The 25,206-nt window shown below is 42.0% G+C and carries 24 protein-coding genes and 2 pseudogenes; 15 read left to right on the forward strand and 11 right to left on the reverse strand.

The features are described from left to right. The first annotated feature begins 148 nt into the window (after positions 1 to 148). Positions 149 to 1,132 carry a Gfo/Idh/MocA family protein gene (locus tag AC0VYV_RS05600; protein ID WP_475374559.1) on the forward strand — a complete coding sequence of 328 codons (984 nt, stop codon included), beginning with the start codon at positions 149 to 151 and terminating at the stop codon, positions 1,130 to 1,132. Positions 1,133 to 1,332: 200 nt separating this feature from the next. Next, complete coding sequence (locus AC0VYV_RS05605) at positions 1,333 to 2,712, forward strand: Glu/Leu/Phe/Val family dehydrogenase (RefSeq protein WP_475366801.1); 1,380 nt, start codon at positions 1,333 to 1,335, stop codon at positions 2,710 to 2,712. A 59-nt stretch (positions 2,713 to 2,771) separates the two neighbouring features. Here AC0VYV_RS05605 and AC0VYV_RS05610 read toward each other — a convergent pair whose 3' ends face one another. Beyond that, positions 2,772 to 4,178, reverse strand: coding sequence for an amino acid permease (locus AC0VYV_RS05610; RefSeq protein ID WP_475374560.1), 1,407 nt, complete (start codon positions 4,176 to 4,178; stop codon positions 2,772 to 2,774). Positions 4,179 to 4,324: 146 nt separating this feature from the next. Here AC0VYV_RS05610 and AC0VYV_RS05615 point away from each other — a divergent pair, with 146 nt between their 5' ends. Both AC0VYV_RS05615 and AC0VYV_RS05620 read left to right on the forward strand, forming a co-directional pair. Beyond that, the gene (locus AC0VYV_RS05615) at positions 4,325 to 5,365 is read left to right on the forward strand and encodes a zinc-binding dehydrogenase (protein ID WP_475366803.1); all 1,041 of its coding nucleotides are present in this window, start codon (positions 4,325 to 4,327) and stop codon (positions 5,363 to 5,365) included. Positions 5,366 to 5,516: 151 nt separating this feature from the next. Beyond that, positions 5,517 to 5,837: a DUF4306 domain-containing protein gene (locus AC0VYV_RS05620; RefSeq protein WP_475366804.1), complete on the forward strand. Its 321-nt coding sequence runs from the start codon at positions 5,517 to 5,519 to the stop codon at positions 5,835 to 5,837. Positions 5,838 to 5,895: 58 nt separating this feature from the next. Here the strand turns inward: AC0VYV_RS05620 and AC0VYV_RS05625 are convergent. Beyond that, positions 5,896 to 6,126, reverse strand: a pseudogene (locus AC0VYV_RS05625) (nucleoside recognition domain-containing protein); the annotation flags it as partial. Positions 6,127 to 6,399: 273 nt separating this feature from the next. Here AC0VYV_RS05625 and AC0VYV_RS05630 point away from each other — a divergent pair. Continuing rightward, positions 6,400 to 7,689 carry a GntP family permease gene (locus AC0VYV_RS05630; RefSeq protein ID WP_194220599.1) on the forward strand — a complete coding sequence of 430 codons (1,290 nt, stop codon included), beginning with the start codon at positions 6,400 to 6,402 and terminating at the stop codon, positions 7,687 to 7,689. A 74-nt stretch (positions 7,690 to 7,763) separates the two neighbouring features. Here AC0VYV_RS05630 and AC0VYV_RS05635 read toward each other — a convergent pair whose 3' ends face one another. The 5 genes and pseudogenes from AC0VYV_RS05635 to AC0VYV_RS05655 all read right to left on the reverse strand — a co-directional run. Beyond that, on the reverse strand, positions 7,764 to 8,540 hold the full coding sequence (locus tag AC0VYV_RS05635) for a 3-hydroxybutyrate dehydrogenase (RefSeq protein WP_430244605.1): 777 nt from the start codon (positions 8,538 to 8,540) through the stop codon (positions 7,764 to 7,766). A 156-nt stretch (positions 8,541 to 8,696) separates the two neighbouring features. After that, positions 8,697 to 10,226 (reverse strand): BCCT family transporter, encoded by a 1,530-nt coding sequence (locus AC0VYV_RS05640; protein ID WP_475366806.1) that lies wholly within the window; start codon positions 10,224 to 10,226, stop codon positions 8,697 to 8,699. A gap of 267 nt (positions 10,227 to 10,493) precedes the next feature. Then, on the reverse strand, positions 10,494 to 10,922 hold the full coding sequence (locus tag AC0VYV_RS05645) for a hypothetical protein (RefSeq protein ID WP_430244599.1): 429 nt from the start codon (positions 10,920 to 10,922) through the stop codon (positions 10,494 to 10,496). A 315-nt stretch (positions 10,923 to 11,237) separates the two neighbouring features. Then, a complete protein-coding gene (locus tag AC0VYV_RS05650) occupies positions 11,238 to 11,675 on the reverse strand; it encodes an NUDIX hydrolase (RefSeq protein ID WP_475367462.1) in 438 nt (145 codons plus the stop codon). Positions 11,676 to 11,747: 72 nt separating this feature from the next. Next, positions 11,748 to 11,978 (reverse strand): annotated as a pseudogene (locus AC0VYV_RS05655) (NIPSNAP family protein); the annotation flags it as partial. Between the two features lie 286 nt (positions 11,979 to 12,264). Here AC0VYV_RS05655 and AC0VYV_RS05660 point away from each other — a divergent pair. The 3 genes from AC0VYV_RS05660 (at position 12,265) to AC0VYV_RS05670 (ending at position 14,791) form a co-directional block, all read left to right on the forward strand. After that, positions 12,265 to 13,176: an ABC transporter ATP-binding protein gene (locus AC0VYV_RS05660; protein WP_475366808.1), complete on the forward strand. Its 912-nt coding sequence runs from the start codon at positions 12,265 to 12,267 to the stop codon at positions 13,174 to 13,176. An 18-nt stretch (positions 13,177 to 13,194) separates the two neighbouring features. Further along, a complete protein-coding gene (locus tag AC0VYV_RS05665) occupies positions 13,195 to 13,932 on the forward strand; it encodes an ABC transporter permease (protein ID WP_475374561.1) in 738 nt (245 codons plus the stop codon). Positions 13,933 to 14,047: 115 nt separating this feature from the next. Continuing rightward, entirely contained in the window at positions 14,048 to 14,791 is a 744-nt protein-coding gene (locus AC0VYV_RS05670; protein WP_430244590.1) for an SDR family NAD(P)-dependent oxidoreductase, read from the forward strand. Between the two features lie 34 nt (positions 14,792 to 14,825). Here AC0VYV_RS05670 and AC0VYV_RS05675 read toward each other — a convergent pair whose 3' ends face one another. After that, positions 14,826 to 15,221, reverse strand: coding sequence for a MerR family transcriptional regulator (locus AC0VYV_RS05675; protein WP_430244587.1), 396 nt, complete (start codon positions 15,219 to 15,221; stop codon positions 14,826 to 14,828). 111 nt (positions 15,222 to 15,332) lie between these two features. Between AC0VYV_RS05675 and AC0VYV_RS05680 the strand changes: the two genes are divergently transcribed. Beyond that, a complete protein-coding gene (locus AC0VYV_RS05680; protein WP_475366809.1) occupies positions 15,333 to 16,070 on the forward strand; it encodes an SDR family oxidoreductase in 738 nt (245 codons plus the stop codon). Positions 16,071 to 16,507: 437 nt separating this feature from the next. Further along, on the forward strand, positions 16,508 to 16,987 hold the full coding sequence (locus tag AC0VYV_RS05685) for a site-2 protease family protein (protein ID WP_475366810.1): 480 nt from the start codon (positions 16,508 to 16,510) through the stop codon (positions 16,985 to 16,987). A 59-nt stretch (positions 16,988 to 17,046) separates the two neighbouring features. On the opposite strand, the gene AC0VYV_RS05690 is transcribed toward AC0VYV_RS05685, so the two are convergent. The 3 genes from AC0VYV_RS05690 to AC0VYV_RS05700 form a co-directional block, all read right to left on the reverse strand. Next, complete coding sequence (locus AC0VYV_RS05690; RefSeq protein ID WP_430244579.1) at positions 17,047 to 17,397, reverse strand: glyoxalase superfamily protein; 351 nt, start codon at positions 17,395 to 17,397, stop codon at positions 17,047 to 17,049. Between the two features lie 270 nt (positions 17,398 to 17,667). Further along, positions 17,668 to 19,113, reverse strand: a complete 1,446-nt coding sequence (locus tag AC0VYV_RS05695; protein ID WP_475366811.1) for an alanine/glycine:cation symporter family protein — start codon at positions 19,111 to 19,113, stop codon at positions 17,668 to 17,670. Positions 19,114 to 19,366: 253 nt separating this feature from the next. After that, entirely contained in the window at positions 19,367 to 20,833 is a 1,467-nt protein-coding gene (locus AC0VYV_RS05700; protein ID WP_475366812.1) for a flavin monoamine oxidase family protein, read from the reverse strand. A 215-nt stretch (positions 20,834 to 21,048) separates the two neighbouring features. On the opposite strand from AC0VYV_RS05700, the gene AC0VYV_RS05705 reads away from it, so the two are divergent. From AC0VYV_RS05705 to AC0VYV_RS05725, 5 genes are all read left to right on the forward strand, one after another. Continuing rightward, a complete protein-coding gene (locus AC0VYV_RS05705; RefSeq protein ID WP_475374562.1) occupies positions 21,049 to 22,863 on the forward strand; it encodes a sulfatase-like hydrolase/transferase in 1,815 nt (604 codons plus the stop codon). A 206-nt stretch (positions 22,864 to 23,069) separates the two neighbouring features. Continuing rightward, positions 23,070 to 23,909 carry an aldo/keto reductase gene (locus AC0VYV_RS05710; protein ID WP_430244567.1) on the forward strand — a complete coding sequence of 280 codons (840 nt, stop codon included), beginning with the start codon at positions 23,070 to 23,072 and terminating at the stop codon, positions 23,907 to 23,909. Positions 23,910 to 24,107: 198 nt separating this feature from the next. Continuing rightward, a complete protein-coding gene (locus AC0VYV_RS05715) occupies positions 24,108 to 24,326 on the forward strand; it encodes a DUF1659 domain-containing protein (RefSeq protein ID WP_194220615.1) in 219 nt (72 codons plus the stop codon). Between the two features lie 38 nt (positions 24,327 to 24,364). Beyond that, positions 24,365 to 24,583 (forward strand): DUF2922 domain-containing protein, encoded by a 219-nt coding sequence (locus tag AC0VYV_RS05720; RefSeq protein ID WP_194220616.1) that lies wholly within the window; start codon positions 24,365 to 24,367, stop codon positions 24,581 to 24,583. A gap of 70 nt (positions 24,584 to 24,653) precedes the next feature. Then, positions 24,654 to 24,815, forward strand: a complete 162-nt coding sequence (locus AC0VYV_RS05725; RefSeq protein ID WP_226616646.1) for a YvrJ family protein — start codon at positions 24,654 to 24,656, stop codon at positions 24,813 to 24,815. Positions 24,816 to 25,206: the final 391 nt, after the last annotated feature.

Below are 25,206 nucleotides of genomic sequence, written 5' to 3' on the forward strand. Positions count from 1 at the left end.
TGCAGCATTGCGTTTGTTTGATTCATTCATTCATTACCATTGAAACGATCTACGGACAGCGTTAAACTAAATCTAATTACATAATGTGACACATTTCGGCGTAAGGCGGGCGGTGCTTTCACCTGCCGAACAAAATAGGAGGAATACGATGGTACGTTTTGGTGTGGTTGGCACGAATAAGATTACGGATAATTTTCTCGCGGGGGCAAATGAGCTTAGCGAATTTAAGCTAACGGCGGTTTACTCTAGAACAGAAGAGAAGGCGCAGGCTTTTGCTGAGAAGCATGGGGCAGAAGCGACGTTTACGAGTCTCGAGGAGATGGCTAACAGCGATGTGATCGACGCGGTCTATATCGCGAGTCCGAATTCGCTTCATGCAGAGCAGTCGGTTATTTTCATGAATGCTGGGAAGCACGTGCTTTGTGAGAAGCCGATGGCGTCAAATAAGCGCGAGGTTACACAGATGGTTGAGGCTGCTTCTCGGAACGGGGTTCTTCTAATGGAAGCAATGAAGTCCACTGTTATGCCAAATATGCAAATGGTGCGAGAGAACTTGCATAAGATTGGACAGGTACGCCGATTTGTGGCGAATTACGGTCAGTATTCATCTCGCTATGATGCTTATAAAGAAGGAACGGTGTTAAATGCCTTTAACCCGAAATTCTCCAATGGTTCACTGATGGATATCGGCGTGTATGGTGTGTACCCCGTTGTCTCAATGTTAGGAATGCCAAAGTCGATTAAAGCAGAAGGCGTTATGCTCGAGTCTGGCGTTGATGGAGAGGGTAGTATTTTGCTTAGATATGAAGACAAAGAAGCGGTGATCATGTACTCCAAAATCACAGATTCTCATCTTCCATCCGAAATTCAAGGAGAGAATGGTAGCATTCTAATCGATAAAATAGGTTCACCTCTTGATGTGAAAATCCACTATCGGGATGGATCAATTGAAGATCTTACACAGACCCAGTCTCATACGATGATGTATGAAGCGAAGGAGTTTATTGAGCTCATTCAGTCTGGTCAACTGGAGTCTTCGATTAATTCACACGAAAATTCTCTTCGGTCAGTGGAAGTCATGGATGAAGCACGTAAGCAAATCGGAGTCGTCTTTCCGGCTGATCAACGTTAAAAGAATCAGATCTTTAAATTCCAAGCCTGGCATGAGCGTTTTCCGCCTCATGCCAGGCTTTTTTTTATCAAGCGTTGCTAGGTAGTACGGTGGAATTTTGATTGTGTTAAAAAAATTAGTAAGCCTTTTCATCCAGCCCGTTTGAACTAGTTTCAAAAGGGTACGATATTAATAGACTAGAAAATAATGGAGGGATGAAATTGGCTAGTAAATATGGAGAAGTTGTTCAAGAATCATTAAATGCACTACTCGAAGATGAATCGTTTTTACCAAATTTCAAGGACGAAGATCGTGAGAATGCGTTCAAGTCGCTTGAATCGATTCTCTCTACACCGAACCAAATTCAAAAATCATTTCTTCGCGTTCCTCTTGAGAACGGCAAGATTTTACGAATTCCCGCTTTCCGCGTACAGCATAATAATGCTGTCGGCCCGTATAAAGGTGGTATTCGATTCCATGAAACAGTTGAAGAGGATGAAGTGATTAACCTCGCGACGCTGATGACGCTTAAGAATGCGCTTCACGATGTACCATTTGGTGGAGGAAAAGGCGGCGTAGTGATCAATCCTCGTGAATTCTCTGAAAAAGAATTACATACGATTTCGAAAACGTACGTTCAAAATTTTTGCGATATATTAGGTCCGGATAAAGATATCCCTGCGCCAGATGTGGGAACAGGTGAACGAGAAATGGACTGGATGATGGGCGAATACAAAAACATTCATCAAGGTCGTCCTTATCGCGGAAGCTTTACTGGAAAAAGTCAGGTGAACGGTGGGTCGCTTGGTCGAAGAGAAGCGACTGGAAAAGGGGTTTACTATACGCTTCGTTACATGCTTCATAATTTTGTGAAGGAGAATGAAGAGTGGTTTAAGAAAAATGAGAACCGATTTGCGAAGACGGCGCTTGAGCATTCGAAACGCCCTCTCACGATTGGTATCCAGGGGTTCGGTAACGTTGGGTCTGTTGCGGCACTTGAATCCTACAGCTGTAACTATTTAGATACTAAAGTTGTAGCGGTAAGTGATCGTAACGTTACGCTTTATAATGAAGATGGACTTGATGTGAAGGCGCTTATTGAGTTCACTTCTAATCATGATGGAGATTTGCCGACAACGGATGAAGCGTTGAGCCAAAATAATATTAAAGCTGACATTCAAGATCGGGAGGATGTGCTTTATCTTGATACAGATATTCTGATTTTAGCTGCACTTGAAGACCAAATCCATGAAGACAACGTCGATAAAGTGAAAGCGCGTATGATCGTAGAAGGAGCGAATGGTCCGATTACGCTTGGTGCCGACCGAAAGCTTAGTGAAGATGGTGTGCTCGTTATTCCAGATATCTTGGCGAATGCCGGCGGTGTTATTGTTTCGTATTTTGAATGGCTCCAAGGAAGAGAAACACAGTTCTACAGTGAGGAAGAAGTATTCTCGCTTCTCTTTAAGAAAATGAAGGAAACGATGGACGAAATTTATCCGCAGTTCTTTAGTGATCCATTTGCCCTTAGACAGAATTGTTATATTCACACCGTGATGAAGCTTTCGAATATTCTTTATCGTCATGGGAAGCTCTATTAATTTAGGAAGAGAGCCCTCTGTTATTTTCGACGGAGGGCTTTTTTTGTTTTGTGATGCCTTCATTCGCGAGTAGATCGTGTCTTCTTTCTCACAAAAAAATACGAAATGAAAATAATCGCCATTATCCCAATGCTAATAAATAGCCCTATCCGTTCACTTTCTTGAAAAGCAGCCCCAGCTATGACGATGAAGATGAGAACAATGCCGAGAATAGAGGTGAAGGGCGCTCCAATCATTTTAAAGTATCTTTTCTTCGTTGGTGTTTCAATGTAATGACGGCGGTTTTTGATTTGGGAAGAGAGGATGACCACCCAGTTTAGAATCAACATAATCCCTGCTGCTGTTGTTAAGTATTCATACACTTTATCGGGTAACACGTAAGATACGAAAATCATGATGCCGAGTGCGATAGCATTCAAGGCCAATGCCCGTGTGGCAACGCCCTTTTTCGTGTGTTGATCAAGTAATTTAGGAGCATCTCCAGCGTGACTAAGAGAGACAAGCACCTTCGTAATGGAAAATAAGGCTCCAACCATAGTGGAAAAAGCTGCGGTGATTAAAATGATCGTAAATATCGATCCGATAAAAGGAATTTGAAACTGCGAAAGGGCGGTGACGAATGGGCTTTCCTCTTCGCTAATCACCGTCCATGAAACCATATAGAGAATAAAGAAAATCGATAACAAATAAAGAACGGTCAGAATCACAACGGTAGCGAGTCCGGCTTTGGGTGTTTCATCTTTATGTTTAAGCTCGCTCGACATTAACCCTACGACCGCAATCCCACCAAATGAGAAAAGAACGAAGATCATCGCAGACCATGTACCCATTAAGCCGTTTGGAAAAAGGGAGATCATCTTCACTGTGTCGGTTTGAACAGAGGACGCTGGTGCAACTACATCAAATAAAAAGAGTAAGCTAAAGCCAATAAATCCGATGAGTGTGGCTAGTTTTACTACAGCAAACAGTGATTCTAGCGTACTGAAATTGTTCACCCCTAAGAGATTAATCCCTATCCCAAGTGCTGTATAGAGGATCATCAATAGCCAGAGCGGTGCAGACGGGAACCAATACTGGGTGAAAAGCCCTAGCGCTGTAATTTCACTCGCCATAATGAGCAAGCCTGACACCCAGTACATCCATCCGCTCATGAATCCCATTGAATGACCGAAAGCCATTTGAGCATACTTTCTAAAAGAACCCGTCTCTTTGTCATGGACAGACATCTCAGCGAGTGCGCTAAACACGAGAAAGGCGATAACACCGGCAATTAAGTAGTCGATAAGAACAGAAGGACCTGCTCGTTCAATGGATAGACCGGTACCAAGAAAAAATCCAGCTCCGATAATAGAGCCTATTCCAATGAGCGTTAATTGCCACCAGTGAAGCTGATGGTCATCGCCTTTGTTCGCTTTCTTTTCCTGAGCACGCTGAACGGTTTGCTGAACAATGTGTTCATTTCTCATACGGACTACCTACTTTCTCAATCAAATGAATCACCCTATTACTACTATCTTGAGAAAGAAACTGATAAAATATCCAACAAGACATAATGTGACAAATATCGGGTGGTGACAGGCACCGCCCTCTGCTGAATGGAGGAAATAAATGAATGAAAGCAGTTCAAGTAATGGGGTACGGTGATGTGGATCAATTAGAGGTGGTGGAGCAAGCGATACCTGAACCAAAAGCGGATGAGGTGCTCGTTAAGGTGAAAGCATGCGCCATCAATAACACGGAAATTTGGATGAGAGAAGGAGCTTATGGAACAGGTAAGAAATCTGGATGGCGTCCAGAAGGAGTTCAGTTTCCAAGAACGCCAGGGTCTGATATTACCGGAACAATCATAAAAGCCGGCAATGAACATAACGAGAAGATGATCGGAAAAGATGTTGTGCTTTTTCCATTTACCTCTAGTGGAGAAGAAGGATTGGAGCATATTTCTGAAGATATGTCATTCATTGGCTCTGAATACGACGGTGGCTATGCTGAATACGTCGTTTGGCCGGCGGAATTATGCTTTGATATGCCTCTTCCAGACTTTACAGAAAGCGCTGTTTTCTCTGTAAGTGGAATGACGGCCTGGCACATGGTTGAACAAATTCAAGCCAAGCCAGGTGAAACGATCATGGTAACTGGGGCGAACGGTGGCGTTGGATCGCTCAATGTTCAAATCGCTTCTCGCGTATTCGGAGCTAAGGTGATTGCGATCGTTGGCGACCTTGCCCTAGAAGATCAGCTTAAAGAACTCGGTGCCACTCATGTGCTTTCCTATAAATCGAAGCAGCTCGCTGAAGAAATCATCGAAGCAAACGGTGGTCCGATTGATTCGGTATTAGACGTAGTAGGAGACGCTCTGTTTGCAACGTCGCTTCAAGTATTAAAGAAAGGCGGCAAGTTTTGTACATCAGGATCAGCTGGTGGCCAGAAGACAGAACTTGATTTTAGAACAATGTACTTAAAGCACATTACTCTTTACGGCTCTGTTCTTGGGAAGAGAGACGAATTCAAACGCATGCTTGAAGCGATAGCGGAAGGTAAAATCAAACCCGTTATAGATCGAACTTTTCCGTTAGAAAAGGCGAGAGATGCGCAGGTATATTTTAAAAAGGCGGGTAAATTAGGCAAGATTGTTCTACTTCCAGAAGAATAGAGCGTTTGAAACACCTATTTCCAATTTGGAAATAGGTGTTTTCTTGAATTGAAGGGAAACGCTTTGTACGAGCACACCAATTTCAGGAAAATACAGGAATATTCACCTTAGTCATCGAATAAATACAGTATAAAATCATAGAGGTGATGGTGTGAAAAAAAGGGGTTTCTTAAAACTTTACTCGATGCTTTGTCTCGTTACTGTCTTTGGGTATTCGTACTGGGCTACCTCCTGGACGGCAAGTCAATTATCGACTCTGTCAGATTGGAAAAGCCATCTCATTTTCACGCCAGGCACAGTCGTCGCTTCGAAAGATATTTATGAAATTGACATGTTTCTCTACGCTTTTAAAGTGGCTCCACTCATGACTGGGGTTTGTCTGCTGTCGTTCTGTTTGATCGTCGGCCTACTAGTTTACTTTGTGAAAAAGCAGCTTTCTTATGTAGAGAGAAAGAATATAGCGAGTTCATAACGGATGAATAGGAAAAAGCATGCCTGCGATGGGCATGCTTTTTGATTCGCCGAGTTCTCTAAACCCATCCCATTCCTCTTACTAATTGAGCAACAGCAAATGTAACGCCTAGCGCAATAACGGTTGGAATGATGAAGGCAACAAACGTCCATTTGCAGCTTTTTGTTTCTTTATAAATGTTAATCAACGTTGTGCCACATGGATAGTGAAGCAAGGAAAATAACATCATGTTAAGAGCCGTTAACCAAGTCCAGCCTTGATCAAGAAAAATGTTCTTTAAGTCGGCCAGATTATCAACTTCTAGCATCGATCCAGTGTCAATGGTTATTACTAAAGAAAGCGGGAATGTTTCGATATTTTTTACTTTTTTGAATTTCGTTGAATAGGAGATAAAAGTGATAAATAGCGTTTTACATTGAAAATTAACGGGTAACATCATTCGAGTGAATTCGAGTAAATGCGGGTGGTGACAGGCACGCGCAAGTCGGCTTATGTCGATTTAGATTTGCCTGGATTGGACATAGTAAAACAGACAGAAGATTTTTGAGGAGGCAAATCAGCTATGATTAGTATTCTTGTAGGGCTCGCTCTTTTGATGCTCTTAGCTTACCTCGGATGGTCGATTATTTGGATCGCCCCGTTGGTATCAGGTATTGTAGCAATTTTGAGCGGTATGAACATTCTCGAAGCCTACACTGGAACATACATGCAGGGCTTCGTTGATTTTGCGAAAGCATATTTCCCGATTTTCTTATTTGGTGCCATTTTTGGGAAATTAATGGAGGACACAGGAGCAGCACAGTCTGTTGCTTATAAAATTTCAAACTTGATTGGTGAGAAACGTGCGATTCTCGGTATGCTTATCTCAGCAGCCATTCTTACATACGGAGGCGTAAGTCTTTTCGTTGTTGTATTCGCCGTTTACCCACTAGCCGTAGCGATGTTCCGTCAGGCAAACGTCTCACGTAAATTACTTCCATCTACATTCGTTCTTGGGGCATTTACGTTTACGATGACAGCACTCCCAGGAACGCCGCAGATCCAAAACATTATCCCAATTAATACGTTCAAAACGTCTACAATGGCCGCGCCTATTCTTGGGATTGTAGCTGGCTTAATTATGGCAGTTGGCGGTTATTTCTATCTGAAGTTCCGCGAGAAACAACTCACGAAAAATGGTGAGGAATTTACAGAGCCTAAGGGCTCGAACGAAGTAAAAAGCATTAACGAAGATGAGCTTCCAAACTGGATTCTTTCCGTTATTCCGTTAATTGCTGTAGTTGTAACATTAAACGCTTTTGAAAACTTAAGTATTCTCGTTGCGTTAGGTATCGGAATTCTACTCATCATGCTCTTTAATATTAAAAATTACAAGCAATTTATAAAAGCGATCAACGGAGGCGCATCTGGTTCCGTTATGGCGACGATTAATACAAGTGCTGCTGTTGGTTTCGGCTCTGTCGTGACAGCATCACCTGGGTTTGAAGCAGTGAAAGACCTCATTTTCGCTATTCCACTCAGTCCGTATTTCTCAGAGGCCTTTGCAGTACAGCTCCTGGCCATGATTACTGGATCAGCTTCTGGTGGTATGGGAATCGCACTTGAAGCCCTCGGGCCGGAATATTACGATATTGCGATTAATAACAATCTTAGCTTAGAAGCTTTCCACCGGATCACGGCAGTAGCTTCAGGAGCGTCGATTCTCCCGCATAACGGTGCACTGTTAACATTGTTCACTGTTACTGGACTAACACATAAAGACTCTTACAAAGACGTATTTGTCGTTGGGTTGATCATCCCGATGATAGCGACCATTGCGATTATCTTCCTTGCAATGATGGGTGTTAACTAATTGTCTCAAATGTAAAAAGTGAAAACCCCCGGTCTCCTTATCAAAAAAGGAGACCGGGGGGTTTTTGCGATATTTTATTGTGCTGTATATCCACCATCAATAACAGCTGCTTGACCTGTAATGCTCTTCGCTTTTTCACTCACTAGAAAAATCGAATAGTCGGCTACTTCTTGAACTTGAATTAACCGCTTCTGAGGGACGAGTGGATAAATCACTTGCTCAAGAGCTTTCTCTTTCTCGATGTTACGAGTTTTGGCAAGATCCTCAAGCTGATTCTGAACGAGTGGTGTATCAACGTACCCAGGACAGATCGCATTAACAGTAACCCCATAATCAGCGCCTTCAAGGGCTGCAACCTTCGTTAACCCTATCACGCCGTGCTTCGCGCTATTGTAGCCAGCTTTACCAGCAAAACCAATTAGCCCATTAATCGAAGCCATATTAAGAATGCGGCCATATCCCTGTTCCTTCATTATAGGGAAGGCATGCTTGATACCGTAAAAAGGTCCTTTGAGCATAATATCAAGAATTAAGCTATATTTCTCACTAGGGAATTCTTCGATAGGGGCAACATGCTGGATGCCAGCATTGTTCACGAGAATATCGATGCGACCAAACTTCTTAACTGTTTCATCAATCGCATTCTTCACATCTTCTTCTTTCGCAACGTTAGCTACGACACCTTCAACGGTAAACCCTTGAGACGTTAAACTTTCAACGGACTCTTTAAGCGTGTCCTCGTTAATATCATTTAACATCACTTTCGCTCCGGCCTTCGCAAACTCTGTTGCAATCTCTAGTCCAATACCTTGACCAGAACCAGTAATTAACGCACATTTACCTTCAAGCATAGTCATATCCTCCTTAAATATCATAACTCAGCTCTTAGGATACCCAATTTCACCGCATATATTTCGACTTTATTCGAGCTAAAGCGGGCGGTGACAGGCACCACAACACCAAAAAGGCGCACTATCGTAAGATAGTGCGCCTTCTCAATTCTTCTCTTATTTTATGATGTTCTGATCTCTCGCCATTTCTCTGGCTACTTTAGGAGCGAGCCAAACCATCGGCAGGAGAATGAGAGAGACGGGAACAGCTGTTACAACAATGAAGTTCTGTAGCTGTGTAATACCGCTGTCTCCAGTAATGAGTAGGATAACGGCAACAGTTCCCATAAGAATAGCCCAGAATACGCGAAGCCATCTTTGTGGATCGCCTTCGCCTGTAACGGCCATCGCAATCGTATAAGACATAGAATCACTTGTTGTGACAACGAAAAGAATCGTTAGAATCAAGAACAGTGGTGAAACAATGCTTGCAAGTGGGAATTGTTCTGTAATGGCAAACATCGCCGCTGGGTTACCAGCAGCATTCAATGCTTCTGAAATGGAACCTGGGTTAGAAATTTCAAAGAAAATCCCTGATCCGCCAAGTACCGTGAACCAGAACGTTGAAATAACTGGTGCAAAAATAGAAACGGCAATAATGATGTCGCGGATCGTACGTCCTCTTGAAATACGACTCACAAGAATGGCCATCATTGGACCGTATCCGATAAACCAGCCCCAGAAGAAGACTGTCCAGAATGAAAGCCAGCCAGTATCAGCACGGAATGTGCTCATTGTGACAAATTGATCGACATAAACACCAAATCCAGAGATAAAGTGGTTAAAGATAAAGCCACCAGGTCCGAAAATGACGATAAACACCATTAATCCAATAGCGAGTCGAACGTTAAAGCTACTTAAATATTGAATTCCTTTGTAAAGTCCAGTTACCGCTGAGATCGTGGAAACCACGACAACCGCTAAAATAATCGAGAACTGCGTGCTGAACTGATTTGGAATTCCGAAGATTTCTTGCAATCCATAGCTTGCTTGTAATCCCAAGAATCCAATTGGTCCAATCGTTCCTGCTGCAACTGCGATAACAGAAAACGCATCAATAAGCGTTCCAAACCAGCTGTGGCGAAGTCTTTCACCAAAAATAGGATAGAGAAGCGTACGTGGCTTCATCGGCATGCCTTTATGGTAGTGACCATACATCATAACAACAGCACTGATCGTTCCAAGGATTGCCCATGCGAGAAAGCCCCAATGCATGAAGCTTTGTGCAAGTGCCGTATCAATCGCGCCCTGTGTACCTGCTTCAATACCTTTCCCATCTTGAGAAGGGGGAACAGTTAAGAAGTGATACATCGGCTCAGCCGCTGCCCAGAACACACCGCCACCCGCAAGTAGCGTCGCCATAATAATGGATAACCATTTATAGAGGCTTAGTTCAGGCTTGTCCATACCGCCAAGTTTTATCTTTCCATATTTTGAGAAAGCCAATCCAATACCTACGAAGAACGTCGCTAGCATTAATACTTGCCAAAAACCTCCGAAAAACCTCGCAGACCAGGCAAAGCTTGAGCTAACAATGTTTTCTACCAATGAAATATCAAAAAGTGCAAGAATAACGAAGAGAATTAACACTCCACCGCTTATTCCAAAGACGGGCCAATCAATACGCCCATTTTCTTTATTGTTCATAGAAGACTCCTTTAATCGCTTTTTAAACACAATTACTTACTCTATCACTACCGTTAGTATGGTGTAAAGAGAGAAGTTTTAATCTGATTAGTTACTTTATTAATGTAAGGTGAATTTTCAGGTAATCGATTCCATTAACCCCCTTTTCTGTAAAATAAAATCGAATTCAGTCGAAATTGTGTTTTCAATTCATAAATACCCCATGGAAATAAAATAAAACCGGAAAGAAACAGCTATTTCTTCCGGTTTTACAACTCCTATTTTCAGTTATTTAGACCAATGACCATCCTTCAATCGATATCCGTAATTTTTCATTTTAAAATAGTAGACGCCGAGCACCACCACAAAGCTAAAGAAAAAGTTAATGAGCGTTATAATTAGAGCAGTGATGAGGCTATCATCATAACGAACATAATTACCAACGAAAAAAAGAATAAAGAGAGGAATGCCGACAAACCATGGGTGTTTCTTCATATTGAATTTGCGATCAGTTGGTGTTAGAAAGTTTTCGTCAGATTGTTTAATGACTCGCCTTGATATGTAAGCGATAAGAATCAGTAGAGCGAGGGCAATGGGAAACCCAATGTTAAAACCCAAATAATAAAAGGCAAGAAATCCGCCACCGAAAAGAACCCCAAACAGTGAGAACATAACGAGAAACTCTTTAAAAGGTGATAACACTTTTTTCTTCAGCATTTTCAGCCCTCCAAATAGATTAATTTATGATCGTTAGTGACGTAACCATCTCCAAAGAAATATGCAGACGTTGAAAGTTAGAATACCAAGAAAAAGGGAGATGTTTTTTGAGGAGAAAATCGGTTCATTGTTCAAAACAGTCAAGATGGGAATGAAGAGAATCCCAATTAACAGCAATTCTAAAACTTTACGCCAAGAGGATTGCATCATCTATCATCCTTTTCATATGTAAATAAATACCTTTTAAAACGAGAAAGTAAACCAATTTTGCCCATATAAAAACCGCCTCTCGATTAAGTGGCGGTTTAGTGATTATTAAAAAGCGACACAAAAAGGATGCTGCGCTTCATTTAAACAGTATTCAATTCGCTGTCTAAAGTTTTTCCACGTTACCATTTCGAGCGCTGTAGGAATGGGAAAGAAGCCAACTTCAAGACTTTCGGGTGTAGTTGTGAGTTCGCCGCCAACAAACCTGGCTAAGAACATATTATTTGAGATCGAGGATTTCACATTTTGGAACACACCACAGAATTTAACGACTTCAATATCTGCGCCGGATTCTTCCTTCGCTTCACGTACAGCCGCATCGATCAAGGATTCTCCTTCTTCAACCTGACCTCCAGGCATCTCCCATCCTCTACGCGGGCCTTTGATTAAAAGCATTTCATTCTCTTCATTTAAAATAACAGAAGCTGCGGACACGATATGTTTTGGCGGGTGATACGTATAAGGTTCAGCTGTTGAAGTTAGCATTTCCTCTCGGCTATCGAGGTAAAGTTCTCCTAATTCGGCTCTTCGTTCTTGTGCTTTTGTATGTAAAGAGCTTTGTCTAATGCTACGTTCGATCTCCTTATATTGCTCGATGCTATCATACTGCCATGTGGCTGTAATTTCATTTTCGCTTTCATTAACCCATCGCCCAATGAGCTTTGCACCATGCTTCAGTTGATTAGGGTAGAGGTAAGTATGAAAAAACTCATTGAACTCGTTAAGCTTTTCGGGTTGTATAGCATACGTTTTTCTTCTGTAAATCAATGGAATGACCCCTCGTTTCATATAAAATAGTTAATGTCATTATTTTACTGTTCACTATATTATTTCAAATAGTAGATATTTTCGCAATATTAATAGAGGTTTCTTACTCCGCTCCGTAGTAGTAATGAAGATGTATAGCGATATCGAATGTAAGTGGAGGCTTTTATATATATATTAAGTAAAAGTTGATTCATTTTCTTGAGAAGCCTAAATGCTGTGAAAAGAAACTTTTCATCATTTCGATGCGTACTTGTAATTGGATAGAAGACAGTAGTCTTTATGATCTTGAGAGGAGGGAGTTTGGCGAATGATTGATGTGATAAACGTAAGTAAACAATACGGTCCCATTCGGGCGCTAGATGACATTAGTTTTAGCATAAAGGAAGGAACGTGCTTTGGTCTTGTTGGTCCCAATGGAGCTGGGAAATCCACGTTAATGAAAATACTTTCGGGCATTTTAATGCAGTTTGAAGGAGAAATGTCGGTGAATGACCATTATGTATCGAAAGACCGGCAGGCGATCAAGAAGGAAATCGGCTACGTGCCACAGGAAATTTGTTTAGAAGAAACCCTCACAGCAAGAGAAAATCTGAGTTTATTCGGTCATCTTTATGGGTTGAAAGGGAGAAATCTTCAGGCTCGGATCGATGAGGTGCTTGATCAGATTGGTTTGAAAGATCGGGGAAAAGATAAGGTGCTTACTTATTCTGGGGGAATGAAGCGCCGATTGAACATTGGATGTGCTTTGCTTCATAAACCGTCCATTGTGATTATGGATGAACCCACAGTCGGTATTGATCCTCAATCGAGAAATTCAATTTTTTCGATTATCCATCATTTAAAGTTAGAAGGAAGCACGATTATTTATTCGAGTCATTATATGGAAGAAGTGGAACAGCTGTGTGATAGCATCGGCTTAATCGATAAAGGTAAGCTGATGGAATACGGAGAACTGGCTGAATTACTTGAGAGACATAGTAAGCCTTCGCTATTCATTTCTGGAGAAGGCATTGCAGAAGAAAGCTTATCTCCTTTCGGACACCCTGAAAGAAAAGGAAATGGCTACTTATTAACGTCAGAGAATCCACTTGCTACGCTTGAACAAGTTATTGGACGTTTTCGAGAAGAGGGGATTGAGCCTCGAAGATTGGAATTATATCAACCGAGATTAGAAGATATTTTCTTTCATTTAACAGGAACTCAGCTGCGTGATGTCTGAAGGAAAGGAGGAATGCTCATGTGGGCTATTGTTAGAACTGAACTAAAGAAGACAGTGCAGGATAAAGGGTTATGGTTTTGGACGTTTATCTTACCGATTGTGTTTATTGTGGCGTTTGTCGGCATCTTCTCTGGTAGCGGAAACTATAAAGAAGTGGTTACACAAATTATTCCAGGATATACGATCATGTTTGCTTTCTATATTATGATATCGATGGTCATCACTTTTGTTAAAGATAGGGAGAGGGGCATGGTTGCTCGAATTGCGAGTACGCCGATTTCGATCATCCATTATTTTATTGGAAAATGGATACCGTTCGTTATTATTGTCTTGATTCAGATTACGGTATTGTACGGGTTTGGAATTCTTGTTTATGACCTTTCGTTAGGAGATCCGTTTGCCATCATTATTTTATCTCTCGCCCTTTCCTTCATCGTCACGTGTTGGGGAATGGCGATGGCCGTGCTAGTGAAAACGGAAAACATGGGGATTGCTCTCACGCAAATCATTGCACTCGGCGGAGCTTTGCTCGGAGGACTGTGGATGCCAGTTGAAACGATGCCAGAATTTATGCAGAACATCAGTAAAGGATTTCCCCAATACTGGGCGCTTGATGGGTATAAGGAAATCATTCTTCAGAACGGTGTAGTAAGCGATGTTTGGTTTAATCTGCTTATCCTGTTTCTAGCTGGTACCGTAGGCGCAGCTATCGCTTTCTCAGGCTATCCACGGTTTTTGAAAAATTCTCGAAGCTAACATAAAGCTATGGCGGGCGATTTTCGTTCTGTCGTAGCTTTTTCCATGTGCCTTTGTATGAATTGTAGAGTTATTTCGTGTAAACTTTAGTTAAAATGCTGAAGGAGAGAGAGAAATGCCAGAGTTGAACGGCGAAGTCATTTTAATTACAGGCGGTAATCGCGGGCAAGGAAAGGCCATTGCCGAGCATCTCGCTTCATTAGGAGCACGTGTTGTTATTGGAGCTCGTCAGTATGAAAGCGCAAAGGATGTGGCTAGTTCTATTGGGGAAAGCGCCTACCCTGTGCAATTAGATGTTACGAAGCAAGCGGATTGGGAAGCAGTGATGGATGAGATTGATGAGGAATTTGGGCGCTTAGACTCGCTCGTTAATAATGCCGGTATATTAAAAAGAAAACCATTTACCAACTTAACGATCGACGATTATCAGGAAATGGTTAACGTAAACCAGTTCGGAGTATTCCTTGGAATGCAGTCTGTCGTTCCTTTCATGGAAAAGCAGCAAAAAGGTTCAATCGTAAACAACGTTTCAATATCAGCTTTTGCTCCGATTGGGCAATCTACTGCCTATGCGGCCACAAAAGCAGCTGTTGTCGCTATGTCGAAAGCAGCGGCGATTGAGTTAGGCCCAAAAGGGATTCGGGTTAATATGATCCATCCCGGAGGCGTTGAGACGGAAATGGCTACCCAAGGGGAAGGGGTTCCTGATTTTTATCAGTCCATACCACTTGGTCGGATCGGTCAGCCGGTGGAAATTGCCAGAGCCGTCGCATTTTTTGCTTCGAACGAGAGCTCCTATTGTACAGGAACCGAAATGGTAATCGATGGGGGGATGACGCTCGGTTCTGCTGATGTATAAGGTTTTGTAGAGAGGGTTTTGATCCCTCTCTTTTTTAATGAATTTCACAGGCAATTGTCTGCAAATCCGTCGTAACATCGTCATATAGAGCGATTTTTTTTGAGATTCTTTTTAAATATTTTTGTTGCAGCTTCACTTCTTCTGCAACTTTTTGCTGATGATCGTGAAGAAGCTTTCTTCTTTCTTCTATCGTTTCCTCCCCTTGATGATAGAGATTTACATACCATTTAATTTCAGCGATAGACATATTCGTTGAGCGAAGAGCTAGGATAAAGTGAATCCATTCAAGGTTTTGATCATTGTATCTTCTTACACCTTTCTGATTTCGTTCAATGAAAGGTAAGATTTTTTCTTTTTCATAGTAGCGAAGGGCTGATGCGGTAATTCCGGTTTTCGATGTTATTTGCTTCATAGAGTAGTGATTATTCATTAGAACCTCCTGTCTCGAGCCAAATCATTTGTGTTAAACCGCACTTTAACCTATAGAGTGTGAAATATCAATTGTACTGATTGATGAATATAATGTATGGAGGTTCTACCAATGGCACAAGAGAAAGTTGTTATCATTACTGGAGCATCCAGTGGAATTGGTGAAGAAACGGCGAAGCTACTATCTGGAAAAGGTGCAAAGCTTGTTCTAGCTGCTCGTCGTGAAGAACGTTTGAAAGAGCTTAAGCAACAAATTGAAACGAGCGGTGGTGAAGCGATCTATCAGGTCACAGACGTGACGTCTTCTGAAGAGATGGAGTCATTAGCCAAATATGCGTATGATACATTTGGTAAGATTGATGTTATTGTGAATAACGCTGGTTTAATGCCACTCTCTCTCCTACACAAGAAAAAGTATGATGAGTGGGACAAAATGATTGATGTAAACATCAAGGGTGTACTTTACGGTATTGGGGCAGTTCTTCCTTATATGAGAGAGAAAAAGGAAGGGCATGTTATTAACATTTCATCCGTGGCTGGTCATGAGATTTCCCCAGGTAGCTCTGTATACAGTGCAACGAAATTTGCTGTAAGAGCCATTACGGAAGGGCTTAGAATGGAAGAATCCGTTGGAAATAACATTCGAGCAACGATTATTTCTCCAGGTGCAGTTAGCACTGAGCTAACTGAAACGATCACAGATGATGATGTGAAGTCCTCGATCGATGCAGTATATAGCGGTGCGATTAAAGCAGACAGCATTGCACGTACGATTGTGTTTGCAATTGAAGAGCCTGCTGAAGTAGCGATCAATGAAATCCTAGTTCGTCCTACTAATCAAGAGTGGTAAGGAAAGAAGGAGAAGCTGAATGTGGCTTCTCCTTTTTCCTTGCATTTTTTTAACTTGTGCCGTTACAATGGATAACTGAGACTGAAATAAAATGTTTGGTCTTTTAAAGCACGACTTTTACAGCAAACTCATCTCGGTGATGTGGTGCACAACTTGTATCTTCATACTCATGCTTAAATCACCAGGTTGAGCAATTTGATATACTGACAACCAAACTCAAAGAGAAACAAACATATATGTAAGGTAGCAATGATCTGGACAATTAGCATCAGACATAAGCCGAAAAGGAGAACGACTCCTTTTCGGCTTTTTTTATGCCTTAAAAACGAAGAGATGGTCAGTTTTGTGGAAGTCATTTTGAGCCAACATCATGTAAAAGCGTATTTGCAAGATTACTAAAATGGGCTAACATAGGCCGAAATTAATGGAGGTTATACATGTTTACGTTAAGCGATATCCCGATGTTTTTTGTGAATTTCTTTATTATTTTGCCAATCGTTACATTGGTCCACGAAGCTGGTCACGTACTAGTAGCGAGAATCTTTGGTGGGAGAATTAAATTTTGTATCGGAACTGGTAAGAAATTATTTGATATAGGGCCTCTAGAGGTCAGGAAGAAATATTTTATGGAAGGCTGGTGTCAATACGATAAGTTAACTTACAACCAAACATGGGCACACGTAGCCATTTATCTTGGTGGTAGCCTCTTTAACGTTTTACTCATACTGATTATTAATTATCTCATTCTCATAGAAGTGCTACCGAAAGCTCTCGTATTTAGACAGTTTGTTTACTTTTCTTTCTATTTTGTCTTTTTCTCTTTAATGCCTTATAAAAACGATGATGGAAAACCAAGTGATGGCATGGCGATCTACGATGTTATTCGCTATGGCAAAGCAGAAGATCCAATTGACTAACTAAAGGCGCGCCGACAGCGTTCGACAAGAAGCGGGAGGTGACAGGCACCCGCTCCGAGCTACTTCTCTTCATAGAACGTAATCCGGTTTAAGAAAGGATCGGTGACGGTCATTTCGATTGTTTTCCAGGGAGTGTGTTTCATGCCAGGGTTGGCATAGGCGTATTCTTTTTGAGTAAGGGTGTGATGATAGTCTTCGACGTTGGTTAATTTCACCCTTATTGAACTTCCTGGAGAAGCATCTCCATGGTGTTCTGTAAGGTGAATAAGGGCGTCATGGAAGGAAACCTGAATGTATTCGGGCATATTATCTTCGTATCGATGCCTCCAATCAACGTTGAAGCCGAGGAAATCTCGATAAAAGTCAGTGGCCTTTTCAGTATCAAAGATTCGGAAAATCGGTGTAATCATAAGTAGAAAGAACCTGCCTTTCTTCGTAGTTTACAACATATTCCATTATCTAAATAAGGTTATCCACCAAAATAACTGAGTGGGATGTCTAACCTTATTCTTATCATATAACGAATGAGGAACTATAAAAAGGGGATGTCAAAAAAAGGGTGAAGAAGTTATGAAAGCCTCCCTGTTGGGCAATCTTCAAATTTCTAACGAAAAGATAGTGATGGGCGCATAAGTAAAGAGCCCGGCTGAGTGTATACACCGGACTCTGAAATTTCGCTATTAACCTACTGCTTCTTCTTTTTTAGATTCCTCTTCATCTTCTTCCTCATCTTCGATCCAAGCATCTGCATCCTTGATGCCAAGCTTAGTTGGGTTGAAGTCTGGGTTTTTGCCTTGCTTGCGCTGATTTTCATAGTCTTTCAATACTTTGAATGCAATCTTACCTAGTAACCCGATTGCAATTAAGTTAATGACTGTCATCAATGCCATGAATAAATCGGCCATTTTCCAAACAAGACTTAAGCTAGAAACGGAACCAATAAGCACAAATGCCATCGTTGCGAGACGGAAAATAAATAGCGCAGGCTTGCTTTCTTTAATAAACTCAATGTTAGTTTCACCATAGTAGTAAGAGCCGATGATTGAGCTGAAAGCAAATAGAAAGATAGCTACTGAAATAAAGATGCCTGACCAACCGCCAACGTGGCTGTTTAGTGAGTTCTGAAGCAATTCAATACCCGTTACATCACCCGTTTGGAAAACAGGGGCAAGTAAGATGATAAACGCTGTTGACGAACAAACTAAGATTGTATCGACAAATACACCTAATGATTGAATCAAACCTTGTTTAGCCGGGTGTGAAGTCGTTGACGTAGCCGCTGCGTTCGGGGCACTACCCATACCAGCTTCGTTCGAGAATAGTCCTCGTTTCACACCGTTCATAATGGCTGCACCAATGGCCCCACCTAAAGCTTGTTCAAATCCGAATGCACTCTTAACAATTAAAGCAATAACTGACGGTAATTCAGCTACATTCATAATGAGAACAATCATCGCAATAACAATGTAAAGAATCGCCATAACAGGAACAATCACACTAGATAAATTCGCGATGCGATGAACGCCGCCGAAGATCACAAGACCTGTAATCGCTGTAATGATTAATCCGATCACAAGACGATTAATACCAAAGGCATTCTCAAATGCTAGTGAGATTGTGTTACTTTGTACTGAATTGAAGATTAGTCCGAAAGTAATCGCGATTAGAACGGCAAAGATAATGCCAAGCCATCTTGCTTTAAGGCCCTTTTCAATATAGTAAGCTGGTCCACCGCGAAACGCGTTTTTCCCTTTCACTTTATATACCTGAGCGAGTGTGCTTTCAATAAAGGCAGTCGCCCCACCTAGAAGTGCCACAATCCACATCCAGAAAACAGCACCAGGACCACCGAGCGTAATGGCCACTGCCACACCTGCTAAGTTACCTGTTCCAATACGCGTTGCTGCACCGACGCAAAATGACTTAAAAGGGGAGATGTTTTTGGAGTCATCTTTGTAATCGGGTTTTTCTCCTAATACGCGGAACATTTCTCCGAAAAATCGAAATTGAACAAATCGTGAAGCAACTGTAAAATAAATTCCGATTCCTAGTAATCCTGCAATTAATACATAACTCCATAGAATGTTATTTGAAAAATCAATAATACCGGATAGAAATTCAGCCATAGTTGTGTCGCTCCTCTAGTTGTTTGTTATTTTCTGAAAATTCAAATCTATTTTTAATTATACAGTAAATTGACAAATTATCAATAAATTCCGACAAATTACAACATTTATACAATATGTAGTAATCGTTACCAGTAACTTGGCTTGAAGGGGAAGTCTCCTTATTTATTAGGTTTATTAAAAGTACACAAAAAAACCGTTAAGAAGCCACCTGACTTATTTAAGGTGGTTCTTAACGGATGATCCATTAGGCTTACTCATCCATGTTCACTTCATAAGCTGCCCGCAGGCCAGATTCGATGGCGCCTTCCATCCAACCGTGAAAAGAGGATGTGTGCTCTCCGGCAAAATGGAGCTTTCCCTCAGGCTGCTTAATAATGTCACCGAGGTTGTTTTCTTGACCGGGGGTAAAAAGGGTGAAGCACCCAGCAGAGTAAGGGTTTTGACTCCAATTAAAAGGAACGACTTTGATGAATTCTGTGTACACTTCGTCGCCGTATATTTTGGCGAGGTCCTTTAGCAAGATACGCGTCAGTTCTTCATGCGGTAAACTTCCCCACAGAACAGCATCTTCTCCCCAGGAATAGCTTGCTAATAAGACAGCAGGTCCTTTTGAACCAATCCCTTCACTCGGCACATAACTAAATCTTGTCGGTAAATCCGCTATAGCATTTCCAACGTTGTTTTTCTCCCAAAAGCGATGACGAAATTCAATTCCAATTTTCACTGCAGGAACATTGACGAGTTCACGTATAGCCTGCCATTTTTTAAAGGAGACGGAGTTGTAGGGAACAATGTCAATAAATTGAAGAACGGAAAAAGGAACGGTAACGATAGCGAGATCGCCTTTCACCCGGTACCGTTCATTCGTTTCTGGATTGAGTGTTGTAACAGTAACGCCTCGCTTTGATTGTTTGATCTTAATTACTTTTTGATTAAGGTAGATTTGATTTTGCAACTCGTTTGCGAATGAGTAAGGTAGGCGATCATTGCCACCATCAATTTGAAAGAACTGAATTTCTTTACTGAAAATCGGATAGATGATGTCCGTTAGAATATCTGTGAAAGAAAACTCTGGAAAGCCTTCAATCCCAAGCATCACACCAATGTAACGAATGGCGTTAAGTGATAATGGTTTACCTAGTGGATTGTACTGGAGAAATTCGCCCATTGAATATTCTCCGTATTCCGCTACGAGCTTTTCTTGCTCTTCAGGTGTACTTTGCTTGTAAAGGTCGATGAAGGGCTTTGTTGCTTCAAGAAACAGAGCAGCAGCTGTCTTTCCTTTCTCGCTTTCTTCTACAGGAAACCTGAGAATATCGGGATTTTTTTCGTATTCCGCTCGCGTTGTTAGCACATTGTTCATGAAAATTAAGTCTTCTGGTGTGGCATTAATAAATGAATGAGTAGGGAGCTGAAAACGTCGGATGTATTCATGTGCAAGAGCATGATTATCTGGAATTCTCATTGCACCGGCGTCCATGTATTGTCCCGGTGTAAAGGGTTCTCGTAATGTATAAACCCTTCCCCCAATGCGATCATTCCCTTCTAAAATGGTCACATGATGTCCTTGTCTCTGTAGCAATGAACCTGCGACTAATCCGGACAGTCCAGCTCCAATTATGATGACGTGTTTTGGACTGCTTTTTCCCGGTAGACCATGTTGAATGAGAGACAGCAAGTCTTCTGGGTAGCGTAATGAAGAGAACGGTTGATCCATACTTTAGCCAAGCCTCCTCTTGAATGCTATGAATCCCTCTAATATTTTCCTTTCTTAATGTATGTGATAGAAAAATAGGTTATGAAAAATAGGGCATTCGTTGAAAGAATTAGGTGGATTGCGGCAAGACTGATCACTAAGAAGCACCGTTTACTGGGCGCTTACATAGACTACGGAATAGAGCGTTAAGGGTTATTTGAAGGAGGAACGGAATTATGAGGAAAGATCATTCGAAGCCTCGCACCTCTCTTTTTACAAAACGGTGTAAAAAGCCGAATTTTCTTATATTAATGGTGGATGAGCAACGCTATCCCTCTATTTATGAAAATGAGGATATAAAGAAGTGGAGCAAGGAAAATCTGTTGGTGCAAGAGTTGCTGCGAGAAAATGGATTCGAATTTAAAAATCACTACGCTGGAAGTACGGCTTGTTCACCAAGTAGAACGACATTATATACAGGACAGTATCCTTCTCTTCACGGAGTCACGCAAACGAGTGGTGCAGCAAAGACGCCATTTGATCCAGATATGTTTTGGCTCGATCCCAATACTGTTCCAACAATGGGAGACTATTTGCGTAAAGCGGGATACCGTACGTACTGGAAAGGGAAATGGCATGCTTCTGAAGTGGATATTATTATTCCGGGGACAAACAATGCCCTACCAAGCTATACTTCTACGGGCGTGCCTGATAAAGAAAATGTTCAGGAGTACCTTGAAGCAAGTCGGTTAGATGGATTTGGCTTTAACGGATGGATTGGACCTGAACCACATGGTGCGAATCCTCGTAATTCCGGTTCATCGGCTGCCATCGGGGTCAGCGGACGAGACGTAGTGTATGCTGCTGAAGTGGTGGACTTAATTCAGTGCCTTGAGCAGGAAGAAAAAGAGGAAACGCCTCCGTGGATGATCATGAGCTCGTTCATTAATCCACATGATATTGCTCTCTTTGGCGTGATCGCTGAGCAACTTCCTCTTTATAACTTTGAAATCGATTCCTCTGTTCCGTTCATCCCTAAAGCTCCTACATCTTTAGAATCTCTTCACACAAAACCTCGTGCACAAAGGAGCTATCGCGACGTGTATCCTAAAGCCTTACAGCCTTTGATCGATACGCCTTTTTATAGAAAGCTCTATTATTCCCTACAGAAACAGGCAGATAACGAGATGATGAAAGTTTTTCAAGCGTTGAAAAAATCGATATTCTATGAAGATACGATTGTTCTTTTCCTTTCAGACCACGGCGATCTTCTTGGCGCGCACGGAGAACTTTATCAAAAATGGTATAACATGTATGAGGAATCGATTCATGTTCCACTGATTATTCATAGTCCGTCTCTTTTCTCAGGTAAAGAGAGCACAACGATGCTAACGAGTCACGTGGACGTTCTGCCAACTATGTTAGGGCTTGCGGGAATAGATGAGGAAGAGGTTCAAGAGATGCTAAGTCTTGATCATACAGAAGTTCATCCTCTTGTTGGAAGAGACCTCACCCCATTATTGTCAGGTAGGAAACGATTTTATCGTGCTAATGAACCACTATACTTTATGACGGATGACGACGTGACGAGGGGTCCGAATCAAGTGACCGTAACGGGTGAGCCTTATGAGTCCGTTATTCAACCGAATCATATTGAAGCCGTTATTACTACGCTTCCTACTGGAAGCGATAAAAAGAAAGAAATCTGGAAATATGGACGGTATTATGATAACCCGCAGTTTTGGAGTAACCCTGGAGTCTCGGACGTTACGGTCACTCAATCCGACCCTGTTCCACCAAATGCGGATGAACAGTTTTCGGAGTGCATCACGACAACGAAAACAACGCCGGTGCCAGATGAATTCGAATTGTATAACTTAACACTTGACCCGCTAGAGGAGAAAAACCTCGCTCACCCTGACTTTGAAACACCGAAATCAAAAGAAGTACAGAAAATCTTAAATCTCGTATTAGAAGAACAATGTCGCCAAAAACGCCTCTCCCCGTCGAGTGGAGCAGTACCGGGGTTGCCGCCATGTGAGTTCACTTAAGAAAGAGCTTTAATGTTGCTATGTACTAGAAAACGAAGGAGGAAGAGCAAATGCTCTTCCTCCTTCGACATGAAACGCCAAATAACGGGTGGTGACAGGCACCCTCCACTTCTAAAATGCGTTTAACGTGATTTTCTCGATGAGAAGATTTAAAATTACATTTACGGGTAAACCAATGAATGGAGTATTGAAAGGAGTTATTTATAATGTCTGTTCAAACAAAAACACTAAACAACAATATTGAAATGCCGGAACTAGGTTACGGCGTATTTAGAGTAGAGGAAGGCCAAGAATTAGTCGAATCAGTGAAGACGGCTATTAAGAAAGGCTACCGCAGCATTGATACAGCAGCGATCTACGGCAACGAGGAAAGTGTAGGTCGCGGTGTGAATCAGGCGATTGAAGAAGGTCTCGTAACAAGAGATGAGCTCTTTATTACTTCGAAAGTATGGAACGACGGGCTATCTTACGATGAAACGATTCAAGCTTATGAAACAAGCCTATCTAAGCTAGGTCTTGAGTATTTAGATCTTTACCTCATTCACTGGCCAGGAGATAACAAATACCAGGAGCCTTGGAAAGCACTTGAGACGCTATACAAAGAAAAGCGTGTTCGTTCAATTGGTGTTAGTAACTTCCACGTGAATCATCTTGAAGATCTTCGTAAAAACTTCGAGATTACACCGGTGATTAACCAAATCGAATTCCACCCTCGTCTGACACAGCTAGAAGTCAGAACGTATTGCGAAGAGCACAACATTCAAGTGGAAGCATGGTCTCCGCTAATGGCTGGTGAGTTGTTAAACAATGAAACAATCTCAGGTATTGCTGAAAAGTACAACAAGTCTGTAGCGCAAGTCATTCTTCGCTGGGATCTGCAACATAACGTGATTACAATTCCAAAATCAATGAACGAGAAGCGCATCGAAGCGAACATCGATCTCTTTGATTTTGAACTCACTTCAGAGGAAATGAAGCAGCTTGATGCATTGAATGACAATGCTCGTAGCGGCCCACACCCTGATGAATTTGATTTTAAAATGTAATAGCGATGATAAAAGAAGGACCGCATTTTTGATGCGGTCCTTTTGTTTGGACGTATTCACAGATTCCTAATAGCATCTTTTAACGAAGCCGGTCCCATTGTGGGGTCGGCTTTTTCTCGTTCTAGAAAATTTTATTTCCCCCCAATGTCCCTTTTTCCACTTTCCAAACGATATATAAGGTGAAAGGAGGTGATCGACATGGCAACATCATCCCTCATGGATACGCAGCTTCGCATGGTTCTTGAAGTAGGCGTTGATGAAAACGGCAAATCCATTTTCCGCAGCAAGAACTTCAACAACGTGAAAACATCCGCTACGCCTGATGCGCTTTTTGCAGTCGCATTGGCACTAGCACCGCTTCAACAGCACAATTTGTTCGCGGTTGAGCGCAATGATTCATCTGATCTTCAATCGTAAGCCGTCACCAATAAAGGTAAGAAAGGAGGGAACCCCAAATGGCTAAAACACTAGAACTTCAATTCAACACGCGTGACAACAAACCGTTTTCCATCACTCTAAGTGATCCAGTCGAGCCCGTAAATCCAGCTGCAATCGCAGCGGCGATGGATACGCTTATTACGCAGAACTGTTTTACAACGAGCGGAGGCGATCTTGTTTCGAAAAAAGGCGCTCGCATCGTTGAACGTAACGAGAACGACATTATCATCGGTTAAGTAATTCAGAGGAAGGGCAATTGTCCTTCCTTTTTAGTAAGTCTATTAAACGAACGAGGAGGGAGAAGGAATGGAGTCCTGGATGTCTCTTATTAGCGATGTAGGCTTTCCCGTTGTGGTGACGCTTTATTTGCTGCACCGCATTGAACAGAAGCTCGATACGCTGAACGATACGATTCTGCAGCTGCCAGATCACTTAAACGCTCGAAGTTCGAATCAACAGACAGGGTGATGTATTGCACAGGAGAGAAGGTGAATGCCTCTCTCCCATTTTTCCTATTACATAATGGCGCGACCCAACTTCATACAGAACAGCGGCTTCCCAATCTCTTTTTAAAATCCAGGGATGGTGAGGTTTCTTCAAGTGCGTCGCTAATCAGAACGTGGAACGCCTACCACACGTTCGAAAACAAAACTTGTCAGGTGAGCTGAAGCCGATGCAGAAAATTCAGCGTTCTCAAACATACACAGTTCCCGGTTTCTGTGGTGAGAAGCTATGGCGTGAACGGCCGTTAACGGTTCGGGTGGTAACCAGGCGTACTACGGTACGGTAGCAGCGCGCAGATGGCGCACATTGGGCTGGTTTAATGTGTAGAAAGCGCGGTGTTGAAGAAATTCAAGCG

The sequence above is a fragment of the Anaerobacillus sp. QJM3NY_17 genome, assembly GCF_056173665.1.

Bases quoted from the DNA above. Each gene is read 5' to 3' on its own strand.
- AC0VYV_RS05600 (WP_475374559.1), top strand. From the start codon at position 149: ATGGTACGTTTTGGTGTGGTTGGCACGAATAAGATTACGGATAATTTT.
- AC0VYV_RS05610 (WP_475374560.1), bottom strand. From the start codon at position 4,178: ATGAGAAATGAACACATTGTTCAGCAAACCGTTCAGCGTGCTCAGGAA.
- AC0VYV_RS05615 (WP_475366803.1), top strand. From the start codon at position 4,325: ATGAAAGCAGTTCAAGTAATGGGGTACGGTGATGTGGATCAATTAGAG.
- AC0VYV_RS05630 (WP_194220599.1), top strand. From the start codon at position 6,400: ATGATTAGTATTCTTGTAGGGCTCGCTCTTTTGATGCTCTTAGCTTAC.
- AC0VYV_RS05635 (WP_430244605.1), bottom strand. From the start codon at position 8,540: ATGCTTGAAGGTAAATGTGCGTTAATTACTGGTTCTGGTCAAGGTATT.
- AC0VYV_RS05640 (WP_475366806.1), bottom strand. From the start codon at position 10,226: ATGAACAATAAAGAAAATGGGCGTATTGATTGGCCCGTCTTTGGAATA.
- AC0VYV_RS05645 (WP_430244599.1), bottom strand. From the start codon at position 10,922: ATGCTGAAGAAAAAAGTGTTATCACCTTTTAAAGAGTTTCTCGTTATG.
- AC0VYV_RS05650 (WP_475367462.1), bottom strand. From the start codon at position 11,675: ATGCTAACTTCAACAGCTGAACCTTATACGTATCACCCGCCAAAACAT.
- AC0VYV_RS05660 (WP_475366808.1), top strand. From the start codon at position 12,265: ATGATTGATGTGATAAACGTAAGTAAACAATACGGTCCCATTCGGGCG.
- AC0VYV_RS05665 (WP_475374561.1), top strand. From the start codon at position 13,195: ATGTGGGCTATTGTTAGAACTGAACTAAAGAAGACAGTGCAGGATAAA.
- AC0VYV_RS05670 (WP_430244590.1), top strand. From the start codon at position 14,048: ATGCCAGAGTTGAACGGCGAAGTCATTTTAATTACAGGCGGTAATCGC.
- AC0VYV_RS05675 (WP_430244587.1), bottom strand. From the start codon at position 15,221: ATGAATAATCACTACTCTATGAAGCAAATAACATCGAAAACCGGAATT.
- AC0VYV_RS05680 (WP_475366809.1), top strand. From the start codon at position 15,333: ATGGCACAAGAGAAAGTTGTTATCATTACTGGAGCATCCAGTGGAATT.
- AC0VYV_RS05685 (WP_475366810.1), top strand. From the start codon at position 16,508: ATGTTTACGTTAAGCGATATCCCGATGTTTTTTGTGAATTTCTTTATT.
- AC0VYV_RS05690 (WP_430244579.1), bottom strand. From the start codon at position 17,397: ATGATTACACCGATTTTCCGAATCTTTGATACTGAAAAGGCCACTGAC.
- AC0VYV_RS05695 (WP_475366811.1), bottom strand. From the start codon at position 19,113: ATGGCTGAATTTCTATCCGGTATTATTGATTTTTCAAATAACATTCTA.
- AC0VYV_RS05700 (WP_475366812.1), bottom strand. From the start codon at position 20,833: ATGGATCAACCGTTCTCTTCATTACGCTACCCAGAAGACTTGCTGTCT.
- AC0VYV_RS05705 (WP_475374562.1), top strand. From the start codon at position 21,049: ATGAGGAAAGATCATTCGAAGCCTCGCACCTCTCTTTTTACAAAACGG.
- AC0VYV_RS05710 (WP_430244567.1), top strand. From the start codon at position 23,070: ATGTCTGTTCAAACAAAAACACTAAACAACAATATTGAAATGCCGGAA.
- AC0VYV_RS05715 (WP_194220615.1), top strand. From the start codon at position 24,108: ATGGCAACATCATCCCTCATGGATACGCAGCTTCGCATGGTTCTTGAA.
- AC0VYV_RS05720 (WP_194220616.1), top strand. From the start codon at position 24,365: ATGGCTAAAACACTAGAACTTCAATTCAACACGCGTGACAACAAACCG.
- AC0VYV_RS05725 (WP_226616646.1), top strand. From the start codon at position 24,654: ATGGAGTCCTGGATGTCTCTTATTAGCGATGTAGGCTTTCCCGTTGTG.